The sequence below is a fragment of the Verrucomicrobium sp. BvORR106 genome, from assembly GCF_000739655.1.
Lineage (GTDB): Bacteria > Verrucomicrobiota > Verrucomicrobiia > Verrucomicrobiales > Verrucomicrobiaceae > Verrucomicrobium.
The window spans coordinates 189,517-212,980 of record NZ_BATR01000112.1; the positions used below are offsets into that span (position 1 = coordinate 189,517).

17 protein-coding genes and 1 tRNA gene are annotated in these 23,464 nt (G+C 59.7%); 6 read left to right on the top strand and 12 right to left on the bottom strand.

Annotated elements, in window-relative coordinates:
- Positions 1-55 precede the first annotated feature (55 nt).
- On the bottom strand, positions 56-2,824 hold the full coding sequence (locus BV106_RS20300) for a tetratricopeptide repeat protein (protein WP_038167596.1): 2,769 nt from the start codon (positions 2,822-2,824) through the stop codon (positions 56-58).
- A 268-nt stretch (positions 2,825-3,092) separates the two neighbouring features.
- On the opposite strand from BV106_RS20300, the gene BV106_RS20305 reads away from it, so the two are divergent.
- Positions 3,093-5,213 carry a TonB-dependent siderophore receptor gene (locus BV106_RS20305; protein ID WP_265595890.1) on the top strand — a complete coding sequence of 707 codons (2,121 nt, stop codon included), beginning with the start codon at positions 3,093-3,095 and terminating at the stop codon, positions 5,211-5,213.
- A 414-nt stretch (positions 5,214-5,627) separates the two neighbouring features.
- Here BV106_RS20305 and BV106_RS20310 read toward each other — a convergent pair whose 3' ends face one another.
- From BV106_RS20310 to BV106_RS20330, 5 genes are all read right to left on the bottom strand, one after another.
- On the bottom strand, positions 5,628-8,693 hold the full coding sequence (locus tag BV106_RS20310; protein ID WP_038167598.1) for an efflux RND transporter permease subunit: 3,066 nt from the start codon (positions 8,691-8,693) through the stop codon (positions 5,628-5,630).
- Between the two features lie 18 nt (positions 8,694-8,711).
- Entirely contained in the window at positions 8,712-9,698 is a 987-nt protein-coding gene (locus BV106_RS35935) for an efflux RND transporter periplasmic adaptor subunit (protein WP_051946102.1), read from the bottom strand.
- Positions 9,699-9,731: 33 nt separating this feature from the next.
- The gene (locus BV106_RS20320) at positions 9,732-10,877 is read right to left on the bottom strand and encodes a TolC family protein (protein WP_051946103.1); all 1,146 of its coding nucleotides are present in this window, start codon (positions 10,875-10,877) and stop codon (positions 9,732-9,734) included.
- Positions 10,878-11,106: 229 nt separating this feature from the next.
- Complete coding sequence (locus tag BV106_RS20325; RefSeq protein WP_051946104.1) at positions 11,107-12,549, bottom strand: heavy metal sensor histidine kinase; 1,443 nt, start codon at positions 12,547-12,549, stop codon at positions 11,107-11,109.
- The gene (locus BV106_RS20330; protein ID WP_038167599.1) at positions 12,546-13,220 is read right to left on the bottom strand and encodes a heavy metal response regulator transcription factor; all 675 of its coding nucleotides are present in this window, start codon (positions 13,218-13,220) and stop codon (positions 12,546-12,548) included. The genes BV106_RS20325 and BV106_RS20330 overlap by 4 nt, the downstream gene beginning before the upstream one ends.
- Before the next feature lie 281 nt (positions 13,221-13,501).
- Between BV106_RS20330 and BV106_RS20335 the strand changes: the two genes are divergently transcribed.
- Positions 13,502-13,798, top strand: coding sequence for a hypothetical protein (locus tag BV106_RS20335; protein WP_038167601.1), 297 nt, complete (start codon positions 13,502-13,504; stop codon positions 13,796-13,798).
- 196 nt (positions 13,799-13,994) lie between these two features.
- Here the strand turns inward: BV106_RS20335 and BV106_RS20340 are convergent, their stop codons facing one another.
- On the bottom strand, positions 13,995-14,912 hold the full coding sequence (locus tag BV106_RS20340; protein WP_038167603.1) for a BRCT domain-containing protein: 918 nt from the start codon (positions 14,910-14,912) through the stop codon (positions 13,995-13,997).
- 251 nt (positions 14,913-15,163) lie between these two features.
- Positions 15,164-15,238: transfer RNA gene (locus tag BV106_RS20345), tRNA-Arg, on the bottom strand.
- A gap of 206 nt (positions 15,239-15,444) precedes the next feature.
- On the opposite strand from BV106_RS20345, the gene BV106_RS20350 reads away from it, so the two are divergent.
- From BV106_RS20350 to ligD (BV106_RS20365), 4 genes are all read left to right on the top strand, one after another.
- On the top strand, positions 15,445-16,413 hold the full coding sequence (locus tag BV106_RS20350) for an SGNH/GDSL hydrolase family protein (protein ID WP_265595891.1): 969 nt from the start codon (positions 15,445-15,447) through the stop codon (positions 16,411-16,413).
- Positions 16,414-16,590: 177 nt separating this feature from the next.
- Positions 16,591-17,514 (top strand): Ku protein, encoded by a 924-nt coding sequence (locus BV106_RS20355; RefSeq protein ID WP_038167606.1) that lies wholly within the window; start codon positions 16,591-16,593, stop codon positions 17,512-17,514.
- A gap of 34 nt (positions 17,515-17,548) precedes the next feature.
- On the top strand, positions 17,549-19,270 hold the full coding sequence (gene ligD, locus BV106_RS20360) for a non-homologous end-joining DNA ligase (RefSeq protein ID WP_038167608.1): 1,722 nt from the start codon (positions 17,549-17,551) through the stop codon (positions 19,268-19,270).
- A 23-nt stretch (positions 19,271-19,293) separates the two neighbouring features.
- Complete coding sequence (ligD, locus tag BV106_RS20365; RefSeq protein ID WP_038167609.1) at positions 19,294-20,223, top strand: non-homologous end-joining DNA ligase; 930 nt, start codon at positions 19,294-19,296, stop codon at positions 20,221-20,223.
- Between the two features lie 42 nt (positions 20,224-20,265).
- On the opposite strand, the gene BV106_RS20370 is transcribed toward ligD (BV106_RS20365), so the two are convergent.
- From BV106_RS20370 to BV106_RS20385, 4 genes are all read right to left on the bottom strand, one after another.
- Entirely contained in the window at positions 20,266-20,658 is a 393-nt protein-coding gene (locus BV106_RS20370; RefSeq protein ID WP_038167611.1) for a DUF1294 domain-containing protein, read from the bottom strand.
- 171 nt (positions 20,659-20,829) lie between these two features.
- On the bottom strand, positions 20,830-21,108 hold the full coding sequence (locus BV106_RS20375; protein WP_038167613.1) for a DUF4404 family protein: 279 nt from the start codon (positions 21,106-21,108) through the stop codon (positions 20,830-20,832).
- A 157-nt stretch (positions 21,109-21,265) separates the two neighbouring features.
- A complete protein-coding gene (locus BV106_RS20380; protein WP_038167614.1) occupies positions 21,266-22,612 on the bottom strand; it encodes a DUF1080 domain-containing protein in 1,347 nt (448 codons plus the stop codon).
- 181 nt (positions 22,613-22,793) lie between these two features.
- Positions 22,794-23,432, bottom strand: coding sequence for a phosphoribosylanthranilate isomerase (locus BV106_RS20385; protein ID WP_051946105.1), 639 nt, complete (start codon positions 23,430-23,432; stop codon positions 22,794-22,796).
- Between the last annotated feature and the right edge of the window lie 32 nt (positions 23,433-23,464).

The window sequence follows — 23,464 nt, forward strand, 5'->3', positions numbered from 1 at the left end:
ATCACAATCTGACACCCTGTCCTAACTCGATGGTGACATGCACCTAACGGTTCAGTTATCTGCCGGGCTCTGGTCCGTGGGCAGTCTCGTTCTGCTTCAATGATGTTTCGATTCTCTCGCGTGCCGCCCTGGCGCTGATCGTGGCAGGATGGGCGGGACCAAGGGTTGAGCCCCAACCTGTTTCCGCTCTTCTGGCCCATGCCAATGCCTCTGCCTGCTTCTGCTGGGCTTCCAGGCAGGCTGCCAGTGCAAAGCAAGTTTTCAGCACATCGAATCCGTCCGGCCCTTGCAGACGTTCGCGAGTGCGCAGAGTGATTTTGTACTGAGCTTCTGCTTCAGTGACCTTGCCCTGCGTCAGCAAGGCGGTGGCGAGATTGTTTCTGCTCATGAGGACCTCTGCATGGTCAGGCCCCATGAGGCGCTCTCTGATGGCCAGGACCATGCCGTGTTCGGTTTCAGCCTCGGCAGACCTGCCCATGGCATTGAGGGCATTGGCGAGGTTGTTGCGGTTGGCCAGGGTCTGCTGGTGTTCCGGCCCCAGCATCTGCTCACTACGGCGGACCACGTTCTGAAAATGGCGCACGGCTTCCTCGAACCTGTGGGCAGAGTAGAGCGCTACTCCTGCCGCCGTATCGTCTTCAATGGAAGGTTCGGTCTTTTTCGGCGCAGGATTCGCGGGTTCGGGGGGGTTCTTGCCGTGGCACGCGAAGAGTTGGACATGGCCCACCGCCCTGCCTTCACTGCGCAGTGTGAAGGTGCCCATGCTGTTGACGCTTGAGAAATCCTGGACCAGTTGTTTGGGCGCTTTCCTGGGATTGGCGGTATTCATCACGAAGATGGCGTTTTCACCCGTGCGTGATTCGTAGCTGGGCCAAAACCAGTACTGGTTCTGGGGTTTGTCAGTATTGAGGACATAACTCAACTGGTCCTCCGGCAGGACCCGTTGCGCATCAGGCAGGTAGAAGTTCAGCAGACTGGCCCGTCCGTAGTGGTCTGAGATGATGAACACCGGCGGTCCTTCCCTGGCCAGGATCTTCATCTGTTTTTGCACGAGTTCAGCCAGAGGCTGCCCCTGCCGCACGCGGGTGAGCGGGTCTGACTTCTCACTCAGCGTGACGCCAAAGGCCTTGGTGAGAAGATGCGTGTCGTGGAGGAAGAGCACCACAGGGAACCCTAGGACAAGCCCTGTGACGAGGAAGCGCTTCGTCAGAGCGTGGTTGACCTGTGAGCGGGCGTGCCACGCCAGTGCGGCAAAGACAAAAAGCGCCGGCGCTACCGGGGCGATCCAGTTGGGCTGGGCTTTGGCCCGGCAGGCCAGCAAGGTGTAGAACAGCAGGACGGGGATTGTGGAGCAAAAGAGGAACTTCCACAGCGGCGGCTTCTCCTTGAGCCGGACGAAACCCCACACGACCACGGCGATCGCGATGCAGAACACCGGATTCAGCAATGCGACGATGGAGGCGAGAAAGGTGAGCAGATGTTCCAGATTAAGTCCGGCAACATGGTCCAGGCCACCGCGTTCCTGAAGATGAGTGGCGGTGATCCAGCCGTGGGAAGCATTCCAGAGGATCACTGGCACCGTTCCCAGAGCATTGAGCAGGAAAGCCGTAACTGGCCCTTTCCAGCCGATGCGTTGGCGGAAATCGGGCGTCCACCACGCGAACAGAAGCAGGCCCAACCAGAGGAAGGGAGAGAAGAACTTGCTGAGGAATCCGAGGGCCATGGCGATCCCGCTGGCGATCCACCAGCCATAGCTCTTTCGTTCAATTGCGATCCACACCGAGAGGACAGCCGCGGTGTGGAAGAGCACCGTGGGAGCATCCACGGTCAATAGCGTAGCCCCTACTGCGAAGAGAGGGGTGACAGAGATGGCCGCAAGGACCCAGAAGGTGCACTGCTCACTCGTCCGACGGTGCAGGAACAGCCATACCATGATGCCAAACGCCAGTGCCAGCACAGGTGACATGAAGCGGACGCCGAAGGCGGTGTCCCCCCAGAGATGAGTGCCAAGCCACTGCACCCACGCGATCATGGGAGGCTTGCTGTAGTAGGCCCAGTCCAGATGCTTGCTCCACATCCACTGATAGGCCTCATCTTCGCTGAGGCCGATGACGTCACTGGAGATGTAGGCAAGCCTAGTGGCAAAAAGGATCAACAGCAGGGCCCAAGTAGCGTGCCGCCAGCTGACGGAGGATGCTTCAGCAAGATTGGAGGGGGGGCTGCTTGGCCCAGCTTTCAAGAGGGAGGGGCGGCGTGCCCACCACGAGGGGAAGAGCAAGCGACCTGCTGCCTGCCAGATCTTATCCAGACCGTGCGTGACGATCCAGCCTGTGACCCCACCGATGACCAGCCCGGCAAGCACGTCAGAGGGATAGTGCACCCCCAAGTAAACTCTGGACGTCGCGACCAGCAGGGCCAGTGGCACCATGAGACGCCAGGTGCGGGCATAGAACAGCCAGGCTACGACGGTCATGGCACCCCAGTTGGTGGCATGACAGGAGGGGAGGGAAGTCATGCCCTGACCATTGCCCGTGAGCAACCGGATGTCGGAGAGCGTCATGGCGGGTCGGGGTCGCATAAACAACTCCTTCAACGGGGCGCACACCCAGTTGCTGGCGATCAGCACTGCGAGTGCCATCATGGCGACCATGAACGCTCCTCGAGTGCCACCCAATTTGATGGCCACGGTGGCCAGCACAATCAACAGGGGAAAGAACGCCGTGTTGCCACTCATGAACGGCATGAGGACATCGAAGAGCGGATTGGCCATCGACTGGTTGATGGCTCTTAACAGCGTGGTGTCGAGGGAGGTGAGGAACTGCATCTGGCTGCGGGAAACCCACCTCCACGGATGAGGCGGCTATACTCATTCCTCTACCACTCCCGATTAACCAGATGGTGACATCATCCTAACGCTTCCGTCATCTCCCTCCATGGCGCGAATTTCTAACAAGAAACTAACAGAAACCTAACAAATGATATGGCGTCGCAATAGCAAATTGATCGAAGCCATCATTGGTCAATGATCGGGGTCTATGGCTAAACATTGGCTCAACCACACAACCCACTCCCAGCAACCCGGGGCTCGTCTCTTGAGACGGTCGAAAGGCGAACTGCTCGCGGTCAGTCTGCTCGGAATCTCTGCCACCACGGCAGTGGTTCACGCCCAAAACGCCCCGGCTCCAAGTGATTCCGCCACCACGCTCCCGCCGGTCGTGGTCGAAGCAACACGGGACACGCCGTATGCCGTCACCCGGACCACTACGGCCACCAAGACGGACACACCGCTCATTGACACGCCTCAATCGGTCACCGTCCTGACGGAAAAATTCCTCAGCGACACCGCGGTCACCAGCATTGGTGACGCCGTCCGCTACGTTCCTGGTGTGGGCACTGCCCAAGGTGAAGGCAACCGCGACACGGTGGTTCTTCGCGGCAACAGCTCCACTGGAGACTATTTCATCGATGGTCTGCGCGACGATGCCCAGTACTATCGCGACTTCTACAACATTGAGCGCCTTGAAGTTCTCAAGGGACCCAGCGGAATGATCTTCGGCCGTGGGGGCCCCGGTGGGGTCCTCAACCGCGTCTCCAAGCAAGCCGTGCTTGATGGCAAGTCCTTCTACGAGTTCTCGGCACTCGGCGGCTCCTGGGACCAGTATCGCGGTACTCTTGATCTCAACCAGTCGTTGAGCAGCATTGCCGCCCTTCGTCTGAACGGGCTCTTTGAAGACTCAGACTCCTATCGCGATGGTGTTTACAACCAGCGCATCGGCGTGAACCCCACCTTTGGACTGGCGATCTCTGAGAACACGACGCTTCGTGTCGGCTTTGAGTACTTCCATGACGAGCGCACTGCTGACCGTGGCATTCCCTCTCAGAATGGCAGGCCTTTCCAGACCGAGGAGTCCACCTTCTTCGGTGATCCGGACCGCAGCCCGACTGATGTGGACGTGTTCTCGTTCACGGCCTCGATCGATCACAAGTTTGAAAATGGGACGACGCTGCGCAACGCCACCCGCTACTCGAACTACGACAAGTTCTACCAGAACGTCTTTGCAGGCGGTGCCGTGCACGGCGGATTGGTCCCCATCAGCGCCTACAACAACGCGACGGAGCGTGAGAACTTCATCAACCAGACGGATGTGGTGTTCAACTTCGACACCGGTCCCATCGGGCACACCCTGCTGACCGGCGTGGAGTTCAGCCGTCAGGAAACCGACAACTTCCGTGAGACGGGTTATTCCAGCTCCACCGCGAATACTTCGCTGGGCAGCGTGTCTGCCTACAATCCTCGCTACAATGGGCCGCTCTTCTTCCGCCAAAGCGACAGCGATGCCGACAACAACAGCGTGGCCACGGGTGTCGCGTTCTACTTGCAGGACCAGATTGAGTTCACCTCCCAGCTCCAATTGGTGGCAGGGTTGCGTGTTGATCTGCTGGACGTGGACTTCCACAACAACCGTAGCGGGCAAGATATCGAGACCTCTGATGATCTGTGGTCCCCTCGTGCGGGCCTGATCTACAAGCCGGTCGAGAATCTCTCCATCTATGGCAGCTATACCCTGTCGTACGTGCCGCGCGCTGGCGAACAGCTGGCATCCCTCTCCGTCACCAACGCTGCACTCAAGCCTGAAGAGTTTGAGAACTTCGAAGCGGGTGTGAAGTGGGATGTGACCCCTGGGCTGTCGCTCACGGCCGCTGCGTACCAGCTGGACCGCTCCAATCAGGCGATCGCTGATCCCAACGATTCCACCAAGCTCATCCTCGTCGATGGACAGCAGGTCAAGGGCATCGAATTGGGTCTTGCCGGTCAGATCACCGACAACTGGAGCATCACCGCCGGATACGCCTATCAAGAGGGCGAAACCCAAGCCGCGAGCGGCGCAATCGCCGCAGGGACTCCGATCCAGCAGCTCCCGCGGCACTCGGTGTCGGTGTGGAACCGCTACGACTTCAATGAACATTGGGGTGTGGGTATCGGTGCCATCTACCGCGACGAAATCTACGCCGCGGCTGACACCTCCGTCACCGTGCCGAGTTTCGTGCGCTTTGATGCGGCGGTTTTCTATCGCTTCAACGACAACCTGAGCGCCCAGGTCAACGTCGAGAACATCTTCGACACGGAGTACTACAGCACCGCGCACAACAACAACAACATCACCCCTGGCTCACCCGTCGCGCTCCGCGTTGGCGTCACCGTCCGGTTCTAAAGGTAAGGTTTCTTCATTCAGTTCATCAGTTGTTGTTTGGATCCAGGCCCTCTCATGGGGGCCTGGATTTTTTTGTGGGAGATGGAGCGGTGGAGTGATGGCAGGGGATAATGGCGAGAACGATGATCTCCCTTCTGCGAACTCGCTGAGGGCTGAAAGCCCGGTGTGATGGCAGCCTTGGGCAACGCCCAAGGTTGGCGTTAGTTTTAGATGGTGAGGGCTGAAGGCCCGGCGTCATTCAGGGATGCTCATCGTGGGCAGGTTTGATGGGGCCGGGCCTTCAGCCCTCAAGGTTTGATGGGGACATCTATTCCTTGGGCGTTGCCCAAGGCTGCTATGAAGCCGGACCTTCGGCCCTCCTGAAGTGGCATTCCTGCCACCGGCATGGCGGATGCGTCATCGCGCTCCGGGGCCTCACAGTTTCCTCGCCCCCACCCAGCCATACAGGGAGGGCAGGATCAGAAGGTTCAGCAAGGTTGAGGTGGCCAGGCCGCCGAGGATGACGACTGCCATGGGGTGCTCAATTTCATGCCCTGGCACATGGCCCTTCCATGCGAGAGGGATCAAGGCAAGCGCCGCACAGGTGGCGGTCATGAGGATGGGGGAGAGACGCTCGCGCGCGCCTTGCAGCAGCAGTTCCCGACCAAAAGGCACGCCTTCCTTTTTCTGAAGGTGCTGGTAGTGACTGAGCAGCATGATGCCATTGCGCGCGGCGATGCCCAGCACCGTGACAAAACCCACGAGGGAACCGAGCGAAAGGATCCCGCCTGTCCACCACACGGCGATGATGCCGCCGATGAGGGCAAAGGGCAGGGACAGCGCCATGAGCGCAGTGTGGCGCAGAGACTGAAAGTCTGCCTGCAACAGTGCCAGCACTCCCACCAGGGAGGCGATGCTGAGGAGCAGGATCCTCTGCTGGGACTCGCGACGGGCGGCGTCTTCACCGAGGAACTCGGGGTGATATCCCTCCGGGAACTGGATGGCGGAGACCTTCTCCTGAATCTCCCTGACCACCGCACCCAGATCGCGCCCGGAGGTATTGCAGGTGACGTCCAGCCGGCGGGAGGCGGCCTCCCGTTTGATCTCGTTGGGTGTGGGGACAATGCTGATGTCTGCGACGTCTCCGAGACGGGCGTGTCCGCCGCCGGGGAGGTCGATGAGCAGTTCGTTCAGGACGGTGGCATCATTGCGCACCTCTGCAGTGCCCCACACGGCCACTTCATGCACCTTCTGCTGGTCGTACACTTCTCCCACCTTCTGGCCTTTGACGAAGACGCCCAGCGCGTGGCGGATCTGCGCCGAACTGATCCCCAGGGCGGAGGCGGCCTCGTTGCGAATCTGCACGCGCACCTGGGGCACCATGGCCTGGGGCTCCACCTTGAGAGCGGTAACTCCTTGAACCGTGCTCATGGCGGCGCGGGCTTCCTCTGCCTTGGCCCGGAGCACATCCAGGTCAGGGCCGAACAACCGGACGACCACGCTGGCTCCCGCCCCGGTGAGCACTTCCTTCACCCGTTCCCGCAGGTAAGTCTGCACATCCCGATAGAGTCCGGGGTAGCCATCGACCACCTCCTGGACTTTTTTCAGAGACCCGTCGTAGTCAACCGAGGGGTCCAGGGAGATCCACAACTCGGTGAAGTTCGGGCCCACCACCTCATCACCCAGCTCGGCACGGCCGATGTGGGAGCCGAAGTGGTTGACTCCTGGAATCGCCCGCAACTCCTTGCTGGCCTGGACGGTGATGCGGGTCATGGCGTCCAGCGAGGTGGCGGGCTTCTCCACCCAGTGCATGAGAAAGTCTCGCTCACGGAAGTTGGGCAGGAACTCCTCGCCGAACCTGGAGGCCATGTAGCCGGCCCCAGCAATCGCCAGGAGCACGGCGACGAGGGCCAGTCGTGGGATCTTGAGAATGGGGGGCAGGATGAGGGCGTAGAGCCACTGCAGGCCTTTTAGCAGCGGGCTTTCTCTCGGTCGGGCAGGGATCTTGCGCAACAGGAGGAAACTGAGGGCCGGGGTAACGGTGAGCGCCACCACCAGAGAGGCGAGGATGCTGAGCACATAGGCCAGAGCCAGGGGGCGGAAGAAGCTCCCCGCCAGGCCGCCGAGAAAGAAGACGGGAAGCATGACCAGCACCACAATGATGCTCGCGTAAACCACCGCGCTGCGCACTTCCAGGGAGGCCTTGAGTACGACATTGAATTTGGATCGCGGTTTGGGGAGCAGGGCATTGAGCCGGAGCCGGCGGTGGATGTTCTCCACGTCGATGATGGCATCATCCACCACTTCACCCAGGGCGATGACCAGACCGGCAAGGACCATGGTGTTGATGGTCTCGCCAAAGGCGCGCAGCACCAGCACTGCCGCGAGGAGGGAAAGCGGGATGGCGGTGAGGCTGATGAAGGCGGTGCGCAGGTCGAAAAGGAACACTAGCAGCACCACGACGACGAGGAGGCAGCCGAGCCAGAGGGCATGACCGAGGTTTTCCAGAGAGGTCTCAATGAAGGTTGCGGGCCGGAAGATCTTGTTGTCGATGTCCACTCCGGGAAGGGCGGGCTTCAAGGTATCCAGCGCCTGTTCGACCATTCGCGTCACGTCCAACGTATTGCCCCAAGGCTGTTTCTCCACGATGAGGAGGAGGCCGGGCTGATCATTGATGATGGCATCCCCGACGGGTGGCGGATGACCGATACGAACGTCTGCGACATCCCGCAAACGGATGGGCGCGCCGTTGCGTGATTCCACAAGGCTGTTGGCGAGGTCATCGACATGGGAGATGGAGGCGGCGTTGCGGACCGCGAGACGCTGGTTGGGACTGTCCAGGAACCCGCCAGGCGCTACGGTGGCGGCGTCTCCCGCGGCACGGATCACGGCATCCAGCGTGACGCCGAGGGCGCGCAGTTTCTCCGGATCCACCAGCACCTGGTACTGCTTGTCCCGCTGACCCCAGATGGCTACGTTGGCGACACCCTGGATGGACATGAGTCGGGGGCGGATGGTCCACAGGGCCTGCTCACTGAGATCCTGCTGGCTGAGTGTGGTGGAGGTGAGGCCGATCTTCATGACCCGGCTCAGGGAGGAGTGAGGAGATAACAGTACGGGCGTGCGCGCCACGGCAGGCAGCCGCCCCTGCATCTGGGCCAGCCGTTCCGTGATCATCTGCCGGGCCTGCAGGAGGTCCGTGCCATCATGAAAGATGAGGACGATGGAAGAGAGACCGAGGACCGACTTGGATCGGGCAGTCTTCAGCCAGGACAGGCCGGTCAGAGCCCGCTCAAGTGGCACCGTGACCAGGGCATCCACTTCCTCGGTAGAGAGGCCGGGGGCCTCCGTCTGCACCTCGGCGAGGGGAGGCGCAAACTCAGGGAATACATCCAATGGGGCGTGCTGCACGGATTGCAGGCCAAAGACCAGCAGGACGACCGCCAGAAGCACCACCAGCACTCGAAATCGCAACGCACCGGAGACCAGGGAATTGAGCATAGCGTCGAATCGTTCTCCTTACTTGCCGTTGCCAAACTCCGCCCCGAACAGCTCGGCAGCCCCGGTCTTCACTACCGTGGTCCCGACGGGCAGTCCCGAGTCGAGCAGCACCGCATCTCCTTCCACACGGCGGACCTGAATCCTGCGCCTCACGAAGGTCTGGGGGGCTGTTTGTTCATAGACCCAGGCTCCGCCGTGAGCGTCATAGAAGAGCGAGCTCCAGGGGACGGAGGGCAGCTCCCGTTTGACGTCCTTCACCGGAATGTGAACCATGAGGCGTTGCCCCAGGGGTGGTGGAGATTTTTCATCCAGCGCGTAGAACAGATCCACGGTGCCGGTGGCGATATTTCCTGAACTCTGGAGTGGCTGCGGGGTGAGGATCGAGGACTTACCCTTGTCTGCGGGGGTGCTGGCGGTTGCCGGCTGGGCGGTGTCCAGTGAGGGCAGCTCCAGGGAGGAGATGCTGACCCGCACGGTGCGACGGGTGGACTTGAGTGCCTCCGCCACGGGCAGGCCCAGCAGGTCCCGCTGGTTTTTCGCGGTGGACAGGGCGGTGCGTGCCACGGCCTCGGCGGTGCGGGCATCATCCATGGCCCGCTCACTGCCGGCCCGCTCGCGTGCGAGCTGGGTGGTGCGTTGCACGGTAATCTGGGCGGCATCCACCTGGACTTGAGCGCTGGCTACGGCGCCGTCGGCCACGTTCTGCAACTCCGCCAGGCGACGCAGTTCCTCCGTGGTGACAGGGGGCATGGGGGCCAGCAAGTCTGGTCGGGAGGAGAGGGAGAGCATCACTTCGCCGGCAAAGAGGCGGGTCTCATGGACCGCCTTGGAGACGACCTCTGCCACCTCCACGCCGAGGCGCTTCTCTGCTTGAGCGGTGATTTTGAGCGTGGGCAGCGCGGCCTCCATGACACCGTTGGTCACTTGAGACGGCGGATTCGCCGGATCGGCCCCCGTGGCCGCGAGCGGAAGCATAAGAAGGGGGAGCAGGAGAGAGGGTTTCATTTGCGTGAATGAAGTGGGTACAGGGGCCTCAGGCTATCTGACGCGACCACCCGCCCGATCGAGCTCAGCCCAGGCATCGCGCAGTTTGGCTTCGCTTTCGGCATACTTGGAGCGGGCGTCTGCCACGCGTCGTGCGGAATCGAGAGTGGCGAGTTGGGGGCTGTTCCCCAGCTCGACGGAGCGCATGGCCAGTTTCAATGAGTTGTCGAGCTCTGGCATGATCCGTGTCCAACCTGCCATGACATTCTGGGCGGCCTTCACTTGCAGGTGGGCTCTGCGCACCTCTGTGGCAGCATGATTGCGCGCAGCGTTGAGCATGCGGACGGCTTTCTCCAGTTGGGCGTTGGCAACGGCTCGTCCTCCCTGGTTTTGATTGAGCACCGGCAGGGTGGCATCAAAGGAGGCCTGGGTGCCGGCGCCCTCTGTGGTCTTCAGGCCGGCGGAGAGGGCCACCATCTCCGCAGGGGCGAGTTTGGCCTTGGCAGCGGCCGCCTCCACCGCCATCTCCGCCGCCCGCACATCCGGCCGGTTGATGAGGGCCTCCTCCACCAGCCTGCTGACAGGGGCGGGTGCTTTCAGACGCGGAGAAGGGAGCGGCTTGAGGGTGATGTTTTCCTTGCTCGCGGAGAGGCCCAGGAGCCCTCTGAGATGCTGCATGGCGAGGTCATATTCGTATTGCAACCGGAGTTCCTCCTGCCTCGCTACGAGGGCGTCGGCGGTGGCTTGGGAGGCCTCTAGTTCACCGGTCTCGCCAGCCCGGAACTGTGCTCCGGCCAGATCTGAGATCTGCTGGAAAATGGTGGCACTCTCCTTCGCCCGGGCGCGTTTGGTTCTGGCCAGCTCCACGGCATGGCAGGCGAGCTTCACATCCCGGGCGAGGTCCACTCCTCCTTGTGTTAGTTTCAAGGCCACGGCATCTGCATCCAGCCTGGCGGCCTTGATGCGCCTGGGGCGCAACCAGAGGGCTTCCACCGGTAGCTTTGCAGTAAACTCCAGCGCACTCGTGTTGTGCGGCAGCAGCAGGCCCAGCGAGGGGTTGGTGAGTTCTCCAGCCTTCACGATATCCGCCTGGCTGATGCCCAAGTCTCCCAGAGCAGCCTGAAAGTCGGGATTGTTCAGCAGCCCTAGTGTAACCGCCTGGTCAGGCGTGAGGGATGAACCGGATGACAGGCCGTCCACCCATGAAAACTGGGCGGGTTCATGGCGGGAAGTCAGGATGCTTCGGTTGGCTTCTAGAACCGGACGCGTGTTTCCGGACAGACGCTGCGAAGTGCTGCAACTTGCACTCAGTGACAAAAAAGCAATGCAGGGTAAGCCTGTGGCAATACGGGGCAAAAACGCGCAAAACATGTGCCTCACATATCGGCGGCGCAGGGTTGGTGTCATAAGGTTTCCCCTAACTTTTCTGTTAGTGACCGGATAGTGAGATGGGGATCTGGAGATGGAAAACAGTTCCTTCTTTCTCCCTGCTCGTAACATCGACGGTGCCTCCGTGTAGAGTGATCACGGTCTTGACCAGCGCCAGGCCCAGACCGGAGCCGGTGACAAGTTCCGTGTTTGTCCGTGCGGTGTCGATGCGGTAGAAGCGGTCAAAAATGCGGCCCAAATGGACTGCAGGAATGCCGCAACCGCTGTCCGAAACCGTCAGGTGCAGATGCTGGCTTTTTTGCAGGACTTTGATCTCAACGCGACCGCCTTCTGGAGTGTGACGCAGGGCGTTGGAGACCAGGTTGGCCAGGGCCATGCGGAGGAGTGTTTCGTCAGCGGCGGCGTGCCCGCTGCCCTCACAGAGGATCTGCACGCCCCGTTCTTCTGCCAGGGCAGAGAAGTAGTCGGCCACATTGGCCGCCATGAGGGCAGCATCAACATCGGTTCGATGTAACACGGTTTCAGCGTTGTCGGCGCGGGCAATGAAGAGAAGGCTGTCCACCATGCGCTTGAGCCGCTCGAACTCGCTGAGGTTCGCGATCATGGCCTGCCGATACTCCTCACCCTCGCGGTTCTGGGTCAGCAGGATGCTGGTGGAGATCATCAGGTTGTTCAGCGGGGTGCGAAACTCATGGGCGGCGTCCGCAGAGAACTGCGACAACCGCTGAAAGGCCTCGCTGAGGCGATTGAGCATGATGTCAAAGGCTCCCGCCATGTGCGCGAGCTCCCGCGGCCAGGGGTTTTTTCCCACTCGCTCACCCAGTCCGCCTGCGCCGACGCGCTGCATGACCTCAGTAATGTTACGCAGAGGCTTGAGGCCCCTGCGAGTCATGAGCCAGGCCAGAATGCCGGAGAAGATGGAGCCCCCAACGACGACGATGACCAGCTGCAACCGGAATTGCGACATCCACTGGTCCACGTGGGTGATGTCCAGGGCAACGTAGTATTGCAGCGGGGGGACGTTCTTGCCGCGGCTCACGGTGGCCGAGGCAAAGAATACCGGAAATCCGGATGCAGCGATGGCCCGATAAACGCGGCTGATTTTTTGATCGGGTCCAACGGGAGGAGGGAAGGTGTCCTGCCCCAGGCCCAGCCCGGAGAAACCAGGAGTTTCCACCAGAGTCTGGCCGTTGGAATCCACCAGCCGTCCATAGTACTTCTCAAGACTCCGGTTCGCAGCCGTGGAGCGAACGGTTTCGGCTGCCTCCTCCAGATTCAAGGGCTGCTGATCCACCTCGTATCTCAGCGTGGCCACATGGTCGGAGAGTAGCTCGGCATCCTCCACCTCGAAGCCGTGGTGCAGTTGCTCGTGCAGGAAGACCGCAGCGGCAGTGAGGGTAAACGCTGCCACCAGCATGTAGCCCGCCACCAGCCGGGCAGTAAGTCCGAGCGTCTTGTTCCAATGGTGCAGTCCGTCGGTCACCCTCGATCCTCCAGCATGTAGCCATGTCCACGCTGTGTGTGTATGAGCTTTCTCCCGTGCCCGTCGTCAACTTTTCGCCGCAGCCTGCCGATCGTCACATCCACGGCGTTGGAGTCGATGGAGTAGTTCATCTCCCAGACCAGTTCGGCAAGGGTGGCCCGGGAGAAGACTTCACCCTTGCGGCGGACGAGAAGGCTCAGAAGCTGGAACTCTTTGGCAGTGAGTTCCAGCGGGCGGCCTCCACGTCTGGCTTTCATGCTCTGGAGGTCCAGTTCCAGGTCCGCCACGACGACGCATTCGGAATGGCGTGCAGGAGCCCTCCGCAGAAGCGCTCGAACGCGGGCCACAAACTCCACCCAGGCGAACGGTTTGACGATGTAGTCATCCCCACCCAGTTCGAGTCCTCGCACCCGATCAGAGACGGAATCACGGGCTGTGAGAAATAACACCGGAGTGTGGGTGTTCTTTTCACGGATGATCCTCAGAACCTCCCAGCCGTCCAGCACGGGGAGCATCACGTCCAGGACGATGAGGTCGTAGTGGGAGCCGTTCGCGTAGTAGATGGCTTCACCGCCATCCCGTGCCGCATCCACCATGAAACCTGACTCCCGAAGTCCTTTGGCAAGGCTCTCCCGGCTTCTCGTTTCATCCTCTACAATCAGAATTCGCATTTGGCTTGGTCAGACAACGGTGATGTGTCGCGGCAGTTGCGCTGCGCACAGCATCCATTGGAGCGCCAAATCCTAACAACACGCCGTCAGGGAGATAACAAATTTGTAATGATGCCTTTTGCGATTGTGTTTGAGAATCGCCCTCAATATAGAGTCTGGATTGATGCTTCCATTGATGATGTTCGAAGCGCTGCTTTGGAACGAGACACCGCATGAAATTAACAGGTTCCAAATCTGCAGTGCGCAAAGAGAGGGTTTGCTTCGGGTACCTCTTTCTGAATATGAGTCATCAGCTCTCCATGGTCATCAGTACGGACAAGACTGATGTGTGGGCCATGGTGTATCAACCCAAGGGGCGATCGGGAAAATGGGAGGGAGAGATCTTGTGCCCCATCTGGTGGGCTGAGATTCACGGTGCGGGCACTCATTATCCCAGTCCGGTGCAGCTCCAGCATGCGCTGAGAAAACTGCTGGACCAAAAGCTGGAGGAAAGGCCCGGATTTAAAGAGTCGAGCATCAAGAAAAGACTCGCTCAAACAGACTCTGTGCCTAGCCCTGTATCGGAGGAGGGCAAATGATTCTGCTTGCGCCTGCGGTATCTCGCTGAGGTGAGGCAGTGCTGCAGGTGTGCGCGAGAGCGCGAACGACGCGAGACTGGTCGTTGTCAGCAGGTGATAGTCGACAAATTAATGTTCCCCCAACAAAGTTGTGGCAGACATGATGCTGAGCAAGTTCCAGCGAATTTGTGAACGCACTAGTCAATCGCCACACTAGCTAGTCACTAACGATTGAGTGATCCTGTATGGCATCCCAGAAGTCATTCTCGTGTACGATCACCAAAGCGTGTCCGTCGGCCCGCAATTTCATCGCTTGCTCAACTTTTCGGCCGTAGCAGGCATACGCCCATGCCGGGTTTCCATTCGCCCCGACAACGAGGTAGTGAACCACTCGGGTGACAGTCGGTGAAAATCGACCGCCCAATGATTCGATCTGGGCTGCCATCTGAGAGCGGCTTGCTTTCGCCGAAGCACCGGTAAAAGTATAGGTACGGTCCGGGAACGCGAGGTCAGGACACACTGCGCAAATCCCAGAAATCTTGCGAGATGGTGTCGTCCCGGATCGCGCATCCTTCATCCTGCGCGCTAGTGAGTAAGAAACGAAATCCTCGAAGAAGAGCTTCAACATGGCGCGTTCCGTTGAGTCGATTTCACCATCGCGGAGGACTTGGGTGAGCAAGGCGTCGATCTCATCAAAGGGGTAGCAGCCTTTCAAGTAGCAATGGTCCTCCGTCCATTGGCTCAGCTGTCGTATTTCATCGTCGTTGACCTCACCATCTGCCAGAATTCCATGGAGTATGCCCTGCAGGCGTTGAATGTCCGAGGTCGTCTCGTCGTAGTACGTACTTCCACTTTGCAGATTCTGACAGAGCCAGAGCAGATCAGCCTGTTCTTCGGCATCGATGATGCCATCCATTAGGGCGGCATCGATGGCGGGGATCAGTTCTGTGAACGGGTGATTCCCGACTAGCTTCCGGTGGTCGTTTACCCAAGCTTTTAGTTCTTCGACTTCCTTCGGATTAATGGTCCCGTCTATGGCAATCCCTGTCAGGATGCCTTCAAGCGTATGAACAGCGCGATCAATGCGTTGCCTACGTGTAAAGCCAACGTCGGTGAGAGATATTTCGTAGTCCATAGTGGTGTGGAACGAAGGTGGGGAGAGTTGGGAAACGACGTTGTTGTAATCGAAAGTGCGATTCGAGCGCAATATTTTTTGCGATGCGCATAGTGTTCGCCCGGGCCGCCATTCTCCAATGGTTGGCCATCAATGCCTGCAACAGCCTCCAAGAAGTGACTCTTCGGTCTCTGTTGGGCCACAGCTGAGCTACCATCAGCGTCCCAATCCTGCTTGTGAGGTGCTTTAGTCGCCTCAAGCGGCCTAAATAGTGGTGCACCCAGCAGGAATCGAACCTGCATCGGCGGTTCCGGAAACCGCTGTTCTATCCGTTGAACTATGGGTGCAAATTGTCCATTTCCGCAGAGCGGGGGACAGGGGAGCAATGTGTACGTGAGAGCCGGGGTGTTTGCAAGTGATGTTTCGTGTAGAGTTCAGTTTCAAGGTGCAAGGGGGAGACGTCGGACTGGCCCCCGGGACGGAACCGCCCCGGGTTTCGTTTTTTGGTAACCCTGGACGGTTCACGGACGTCATCCTGAGCATCTCACGTCTTATGACCTACCGGACCACCCCTTCCGCTGCTGTTTCCCGTCGACTTTTTGGCCTCGCCTTCAGCGCCTTTGCCAGTTTGGCATTATGGGGGCAGGTTGCCAGGGCGGAGTCCCGGGAAGTGGTCGCCTTTGGGGACAGTCTGACCGACATGGGCAACCGCATGGCGGAGACCCGGAAACCGGACCTGAAGTTCAAGCAGAACTGGGTAGCTCAGCTGGCCGGGCCGGGGATGCTGAATGCTGCGGAGTTCAAGCCCTCCGGCATGTCCTACTTCTACGGAGGCACGAACTACGCCGTGGGCGGGGCCACCACGGAGTACACGGCCAAGATCAGCAGTGACCGGAACAAGGGGCAAAATCTCACCCAGCAGGTGACGCGGCGGTACCTGAACGCCCAGTTCAATCCGGCAGGACCCAAGGCGGAAGCGCTGCATGTGGTGGTGATCGGGGCCAATGACCTGATGCGCGCTTGCATTTCCCCTGAGCAAATTCTCAGCCGGTGGGGCACTCTGGACGCCGTGGCCGTGGAAGTGGCCAAGAGTACGGAAGCCCAAGTGGGTGCCCTGGCCAAGTCGGGCGTGAGACAGGTCCTGTGGGGTAACCTCTTCGATGTCGGCAAAGCGCCCTCCCTGGTGGGCAAGGTCACTCTGCTCGGAGGGGCGGAAGCACCCACCGTTTTGAAGGCGGTTTCCAAGGCGATCGACGCCCACAATCGTGAGATGGATGCGGCCATCGCCAGATTGCAGTCCACCTACCCGAAGCTCCAGATCATCAAACTTGACCTCCATGCAAAATTCACAGAGGTGGCGGCCGATCCCGGCAAGTTCGGCTTTGCGGATGTGAGCACCGGTGCCAACGATGACCGGCATTTGTTCTCTGCTGACGGCTTGCACCCCACCGCCAAAGGCCACGAGATGCTGGCGAAGTTCGCCTATGAGACGGTGAGCGCCCAGACGGCCTCCGGGCAGTAGTTGGGCTCTGTTGGGGTGGGAATTGGGGCGGTCGCGGAGGCCGCTGACGGTTCTCCTTTTGTTAGGTGGGCACCTCAAGGCATCCAGTTTCTGGGATTGTCGCGATCCGGTATTGGGCGGTCGGCCGTGGTCGCTGCCCGCCTTCCTGTTCTCTCAACCCTTATAGAACCTGCTGCCATGCGCGCCATTTGGAAGGGATCCATCAGCTTTGGACTGGTGAACATCCCCATCGCCCTCTTTCCCGCGACGCATCGCGAGGAACTGCGGTTTCACCTGCTGCGGGCCAGGGACCTGAGCCCGGTGAACTACAAACGGGTGGCCGAGGCCGATGGCAAGGAAGTGCCCTGGGAGCAGATTGTAAAAGGCTATCAGTATGAAAAAGGCAAGTATGTGGTGATCAAGGAGGATGACTTCAAACGCGTGGACGTGGAGGCCACCCAGACGGTGGACATCCAGTCGTTCGTGAGCTTGGAGGAGGTCAGTCCGCTGTTCTTTCATAAACCCTACTACATGGAGCCGCAGAAGGGTGGCGACCGGGCTTATGTGCTGCTGCGGGAGGCGCTGGTGGATTCCGGCAAGATCGGCATTGCCAAGGTGGTGATCAAGACAAGGCAGCATCTGGCTGCAGTGAAGCCTCAAGACGAAGGGCTCATGCTGGAGCTCATGCACTTCCCTGATGAACTGATGGATATGGAGGAGTTCAAGAAGCCCCGCGAGTCCAAGATCAGCAAAAAGGAGCTCGACATGGCAAAGTCTTTGATCAATTCCATGACGGACAAGTGGAATCCGGACGGCATCAAGGATGATTATCGCGAGGCTCTGGAGGACATGATTGAAGACAAGATCGCCCACGGTGGCAAATCTGTGGGCAAGGCCCCGGTGCGCAAGCATCCGTCCAATGTGGTGGACCTGGTGGCCGTGCTGGAACAGAGTCTGAAGGGCGGGGGAGGGGGCAATGGTGGAAAATCCAGCAGCAAACCGGGAAACACGAGCGGCGCCAGGGCGAAGAAGGCCGCGGCCAAGAAGCGTTCCACTTCCAGTGGCATCAGCCGGGGAGTGAGTTCGAGGAAGAAAATGAGCCGGTCCAAAAAAGCCGCCTGATCAGGGCGGAAGAGATGCCACCCGATGACCCGCCATGCCGCTCAAGGAATACCGCCGGAAGCGAAACTTCAAGCTCACGGCTGAGCCGCCGGGCAACCGGCGAACTGCTTCACGCAATTCCAGTCGCAAAAAAGCGGTCAAAGAATCTCGAGGAGAGAAGAGGGCACGCCGGTTCGTGATCCAGCAGCACGATGCCTCCCGGCTGCACTTCGATTTTCGACTGGAGCTGGGCGGGACGCTGGTGTCCTGGGCGGTGCCCAAGGGATTGCCGCTGAAGCATGGCGAGAAGCATCTGGCGGTGAAGGTGGAGGATCATCCACTGTCGTACTTTGATTTCGAAGGCACCATTCCCAAGGGGCAGTACGGGGGCGGGACGGTGCAGGTGTGGGATGTAGGCACCTACGAGCCCCTCAGCAAGACACCCGCCAAAGAACTGGCCGGGGGCAAGCTGCACTTTGTTCTCCATGGCACGAAGCTCAAAGGGGAATGGTACCTGGTGCGGCTGCGCGATGAGGACAACTGGCTCATCATACGCGGCGGACCCAATCATCCGCGGATTGCGAAGAAAGTGGCGTCCACCTCCGCCCGGACCGGGCGAACGCTCCCTCAGATTGCCGAACAGAAAAAGCCCGCCAAACGCAGCAAGACCGTTGCGGTCATCAAGAAGGCAGATGCCGAATCTCTAGATGAGACAAGCGAATCAGATGCCCCGACGAGAGGGACGCGAAGCAGGGGATCCTCATCAAAAAGGACGGAGACTTCAGCTCTGAAGATCCTGTCCCCGGACGACGTAAGTTTCATCGAGCCAATGAAAGCGCGGTTGGTGGATGAGGCCCCCGCTGGTGACTGGGAGTATGAGATGAAGTTCGATGGCTTCCGTGCGGTGGCCTACCGCCAGGGAGGGGGGATCTGCCTGCTCTCCCGCACCCGGCACGATCTCACGCACAAGTTCCCAGAGATCGCTCAGGCCCTGATGAAGTTGGAGGAAACGCAATTCGTTATCGACGGCGAGATTGTGGCCTTGGATTCGAAAGGACGCTCTTCGTTTCAGCTCCTCCAAGCTTATGAGCCGGGGCAGGAGAAGCCGCCTCTCTGCTACTACGCTTTCGACATCATTTCGCTGGCTGGCAAATCTCAGACCCGGCAATTGCTGCATGAGCGACGGAAGCAGTTGAAGGCTCTGCTGGGTTCGCGCAGTGATTTGCTGCGATTCTCCGCCAGCCTGGGGGATGACGCCGCGCCGGTGCTGAAAGAAGTGCAAAAGCATGGCCTTGAAGGCATCATTGGGAAGCGGAAGGGATCGATCTACGAACCGGGGCGACGAAGTGGAGAATGGATCAAGCTCAAGGTGCTCCAGCAACAGGAGTTTGTGATTGGCGGCTACACCGAGCCCTCTGGATCTCGATCTCATATTGGTGCCCTGCTGGTGGGAGTCTACCAGAGCGGCAAGCTCATCTATGCCGGGAAGGTTGGCACAGGCTTCACCGCAGCCACCTTGCAGGATCTGCATCGCCAGTTGGGTAAGATCAAGCGGGCTACATGTCCCTTCACAGACCTGCCAGAGGAGCGTGAGGGGCGCTATGGACAGGGCATCACGGCAGCCGTGATGAAGCTGTGCCACTGGGTGAAGCCTGTGCTGGTGGGCCAGGTGAAATTTGGTGAATGGACGCGGGACGGTCGCCTCCGTCAGCCGGTGTACCTGGGACTGCGTGAAGACAAGTCCGCCCGCGAGGTGGTACGCGAGGTTCCTGCTTGAAACCATCGATCCCCAGTTTTTCCATGTCTGCCAGCCGACGCACTCCAACCAAAGTTCGAGGTAAAGAGGTAAGCCTCTCCAACTTGGACAAGGTCTTCTATCCCGCCACCGGATTCACCAAGGGGGATGTGATCGACTTCTACCGCGAGATTGCGCCTGTCCTCCTGCCCCATTTGAAGGATCGCCCCATCACGCTGAAGCGGTATCCAGATGGGGTGGAGGGCAGCTTTTTCTATGAGAAGCAGTGTCCCTCCCACGCCCCGGAGTGGATCAAGACCACGCCGGTGGAGAAGGGGAGCGGAGAAGTGATCCACTACTGCCTGATCCAGGATGAGCCGTCTCTGGTATGGGCTGCCAATATGGCCAACCTCGAGCTCCATCCCTTTCAGCATCGGGCTCGGGCGCTCACGCGGCCCACTGCGCTGGTGTTTGATCTCGATCCCGGGCCCCCGGCGGACGTGCTGGATTGTGCCCGGGTGGCGGTACGCATACGTGACCTCTTTCTGGGGCTGAAACTGCAGACCTTTGTAAAGACCTCCGGTTCCAAGGGGCTGCAACTGGTGCTGCCACTAAACACCTCGGTCACCTATGAACGTACCAAAGAATGGGCCTTGGCCGTGGCCGAGCTGCTGGCCAGCAAGTTCCCGAATGAAGTGATCTCCAAGATGACGCGTGCCTTGCGAAAAGGAAAAGTGTTCATCGACTGGAGCCAGAACGACGACACCAAAACCACTGTGGCCGTCTATTCCTTGAGAGCCAAAGAGCGCCCGACGGTATCGACACCGCTGGAATGGGAAGAGCTGGAGAATGCGCTACGAAAGAAAAAAGCCTCCGCATTGGTCTTCGACACCAAGGCCGTGCTGAAGCGGGTGAAGGCGAAGGGTGACTTCTTTGCCGAGGTGTTGACGCTAAAACAGAAGCTGCCGACTCTGGGGAGGAGTAAGTTGGCGTAATGGGGGACAAGTCCTGCGCCCCAACCATCCGCTCCGGCGCGCTTATTTTCCCACTCCTCCCAGCAGCGGCCAGCCCAACAGTCCGTCCACAGAGACCAGTTGATAGCCAGCGACAATGATCCAGAAGACGGCCTGGAATAATGTCTTGGCTGTCTTGTGGCGGAAGCGCCTCTGTGCCAGATAGGCTCCTGGCCAGCCACCCAGCAGGGAGAAGAGGTGCAATCTGGATTCAGGGATGCGCCATTTTCCGGTCTGGGCACGCTGTTTATCGTATGCGTAGAGGCCGTAGGAGGCCACGCTCATGGTGAGAAAGTAGCTGACCGCCACCCAGGGGCGAGGCGTGGCCAGGACGAGCGTAAGCACTGGCGGCACGAGCAAGGCGGCGAACAGACCCCATTGACGTGGGGTGAGGGGGCTAGTGGGGAGCGAGGGCATCCCGCACCGCATAACGCGGCCTCAGGAAGGATGCAAACTGCCTCGTCACCCTCTGGCCTCAACCGATGCATCAACGATGGACAGCTCCGGAAAGGTACATCCTTTTGGCCCTTGGCATCAGGCCCTTGGCGCAAGTAAGGGCCGCAGTCACAATACCTCGCGCCACCCCCCCTAGATTCCCATATTGCCCAGAACCGTCGCGATCCGATTCACCGTGGCCGTGATTTCCGGGTGAGAAGCCTCGAGCTCCTCAACCGAGTTCACCAGGCGGTCAATGCCTTGCGGCTCGTTTGAAATGTCGACGCTGTCGTCCGGCTCTTCGATGGCGATGTTCGCGTGGCTGGACTCCATGGCTTCCACGTGCTGAAGGAGGTCGGCTCGCGTTTCCTCGGGGAGGTTGTCAGCGCGCTCGACCTGCTTGCGAAGTTCGGCCAGAAGGTTTTCGATCATGAATCTAGGTTAACCAGAGGGAGCCGTGCCGACAAGGAAATATGGCAATTCAGTCATGCAAACGATGCGTCACTCAGGGGTGAAAGGGCCGTGCCAGGCGCAAAAAAGGCGGCCCGAGTACCGGGCCGCCTGAGTGAGTCTGATACCAAGCTCGGGACTACAGCTTTTTGAGGCTGATGTCACGGAAGCTCACTGGATCGCTGTGGCCCGCGAAGCCAAAGAAGCCGTTGGTGCGGTCCTTCCCAGGGTGGGCGGAGTTTGCCATCACGGTGCTCATGTCCACCTTGCTGAGATCGGCGTTGAGAATGACAGTGCCGTTCAGTTCCACGACGATGGTGGAGCCCTTCACGGTCACTTCTTCAAAGTTCCATTCACCAGCCGGGCGGGTGTAGCCGCGCTGGGCTGCCACCATGCCGTAGACGCTGCCGTGGTATTGGCGAACGTCCAGCTTGGCGTACTTGGGGGCGTCGTTGTCCAGCACCTGGAGCTCCGTCATCCCCACGTAGGCGGTGTTGCCTTCACCCGGGTAGCGGATGGCCAGTCCATTGTTGCCGCCAGGGGGTACGTTGAACTCCAGGCGGGCCTGGAAGTCCTTCAGGTCTTCGTTGACGTAGATCGTGCCACCCTTTTTCTCTTTGCAGCGAATGGCTCCGGCCACCACTTCATAGTTGTCCACTGGACCGGCCCAGCCTGAGAAGTCCTTGCCGTTGAAGGCGGACTTGAAGCCGGCTCCGCCCTTGCTGGAAAGGATCTTGTTGCCCTCCTCCACACCGATCTCGCGAAGGAAGATGTTCCGCCAGCGGATCTCCCCGCCGTGTGTCTGCAGCTGAATGGGGCCCTTGGCAGGCACGGGGCGCTGCTGGTCAGCAGGGAGTTTCTTGTCGTAGTAGTTTTCCAGGATGGCATGGTCCACCACGAGTTGGTCATTGAGCCAGACGCTCACGCGGCTGCCCACCATGATGATGCGGAATTTGTTCCACTCGCCGAAAGCCTTATCCGCCTTCACCAGCGGATCTCTTCCTGGGGCGGTTGCGGCATTGTTCCAGAGGCCGCCGGATCCCTTGGGCTTGCCCAGCTGTACGGCCTTTTCGTCATTCTCTGTGGAGTCCCAGATCTGCACTTGGGGCACGCCACGCAGATAGATGCCGCTGTCTGCCTTGGCCACGGTCTTGTACTCCACCAGCAACTCAAAGTCACCGTAGTCCTTCTCCGTCGTGGCGTAGTCGCCAAATCCGTCGTTCACCAGTTCGTCACCTTCCACATACCAGTGGGGCTTGCCGGTTTTGTCACTGGCGGCAGTCATCGTTGCCGTCCATTTTGCGATCTGGGCCGCGCGAGCGTCTTCCGGCAATTCCAGCAGCTTGCGGTGATCGAAGGTGCTGCCACCGCGCCATCCGGTGAGATCCTTCTCGTTGAAGAGGGACTTGAAACCTGCTGGAGGAGGGCCGGCAAAAGCGGTGCCAGCGGCGAAGAGCAGGGTAGTGAGGGCGGGCAGTAATTTCATGATGGGATGATGAAACAAGGGTATCGGGAACTAATACGGGTTGTGATAAATGGTGTTTCAGCAATCTCGTGCATGGCTGATCACAAAAGTATCAGAACACGACAAGACCCATCAGCCAATGTCTCTTGGCAGCAATGCGTAACGCAAAATGTTGAACTTTTCTGCTGCGGCAGAAGGGGGCTCAAGGGGCGCTGCGGACCGCATCAACAAAGGCCCGTACCTTCTCTAGGTCCTTGATGCCGGGCGTGCCGCTCTCCACGCCACTCGCGACATCGACCGCATAGGGATGCAGCCCGGTCACCGCTGTGCCGACGTTCTCCGGGGTGAGCCCGCCAGCCAGATAGAGCCGGTGCTCGGGATGACGTGCCTGGAAGAGAGTGGCCAGTTCCCAGGGGAATGTGTGCCCCAGTCCGCCTCTTTCCTGGGGATGGTAAGCATCCAGCAGGATGTCCTGCACAGGATGCAGGTCGATGGGGGCGAGCATGGCTTCATCCTGCACCTGAAACGCCTTGATCACGGGCAGACCCAGGGACTGCGCTTCAGCGCAGAACTCAGGCGTCTCATCTCCGTGCAACTGCAGAGCGGAGAGGACTCCCAAGTCTGCCACCTCTTTGAGGTAGCCCAAGTCGGGATTCACGAACACTCCCACCAGCCGGGAAGTCCGGGGCACATCCACGAGCCAGGCGGCAGCGGAAAGGGGGAGGTAGCGTTTAGATTTCGGCCAGAAATTGATGCCGATAAAGTCGGCTCCCAGGTCGGCGATCGCCTGGGCCTGTTCCGGCTGGGTGACTCCGCAGATTTTGATCAAGGTGGAGGGCACAGAGTTGAAGTAGGGAGGTGAGAAGGTGAGGG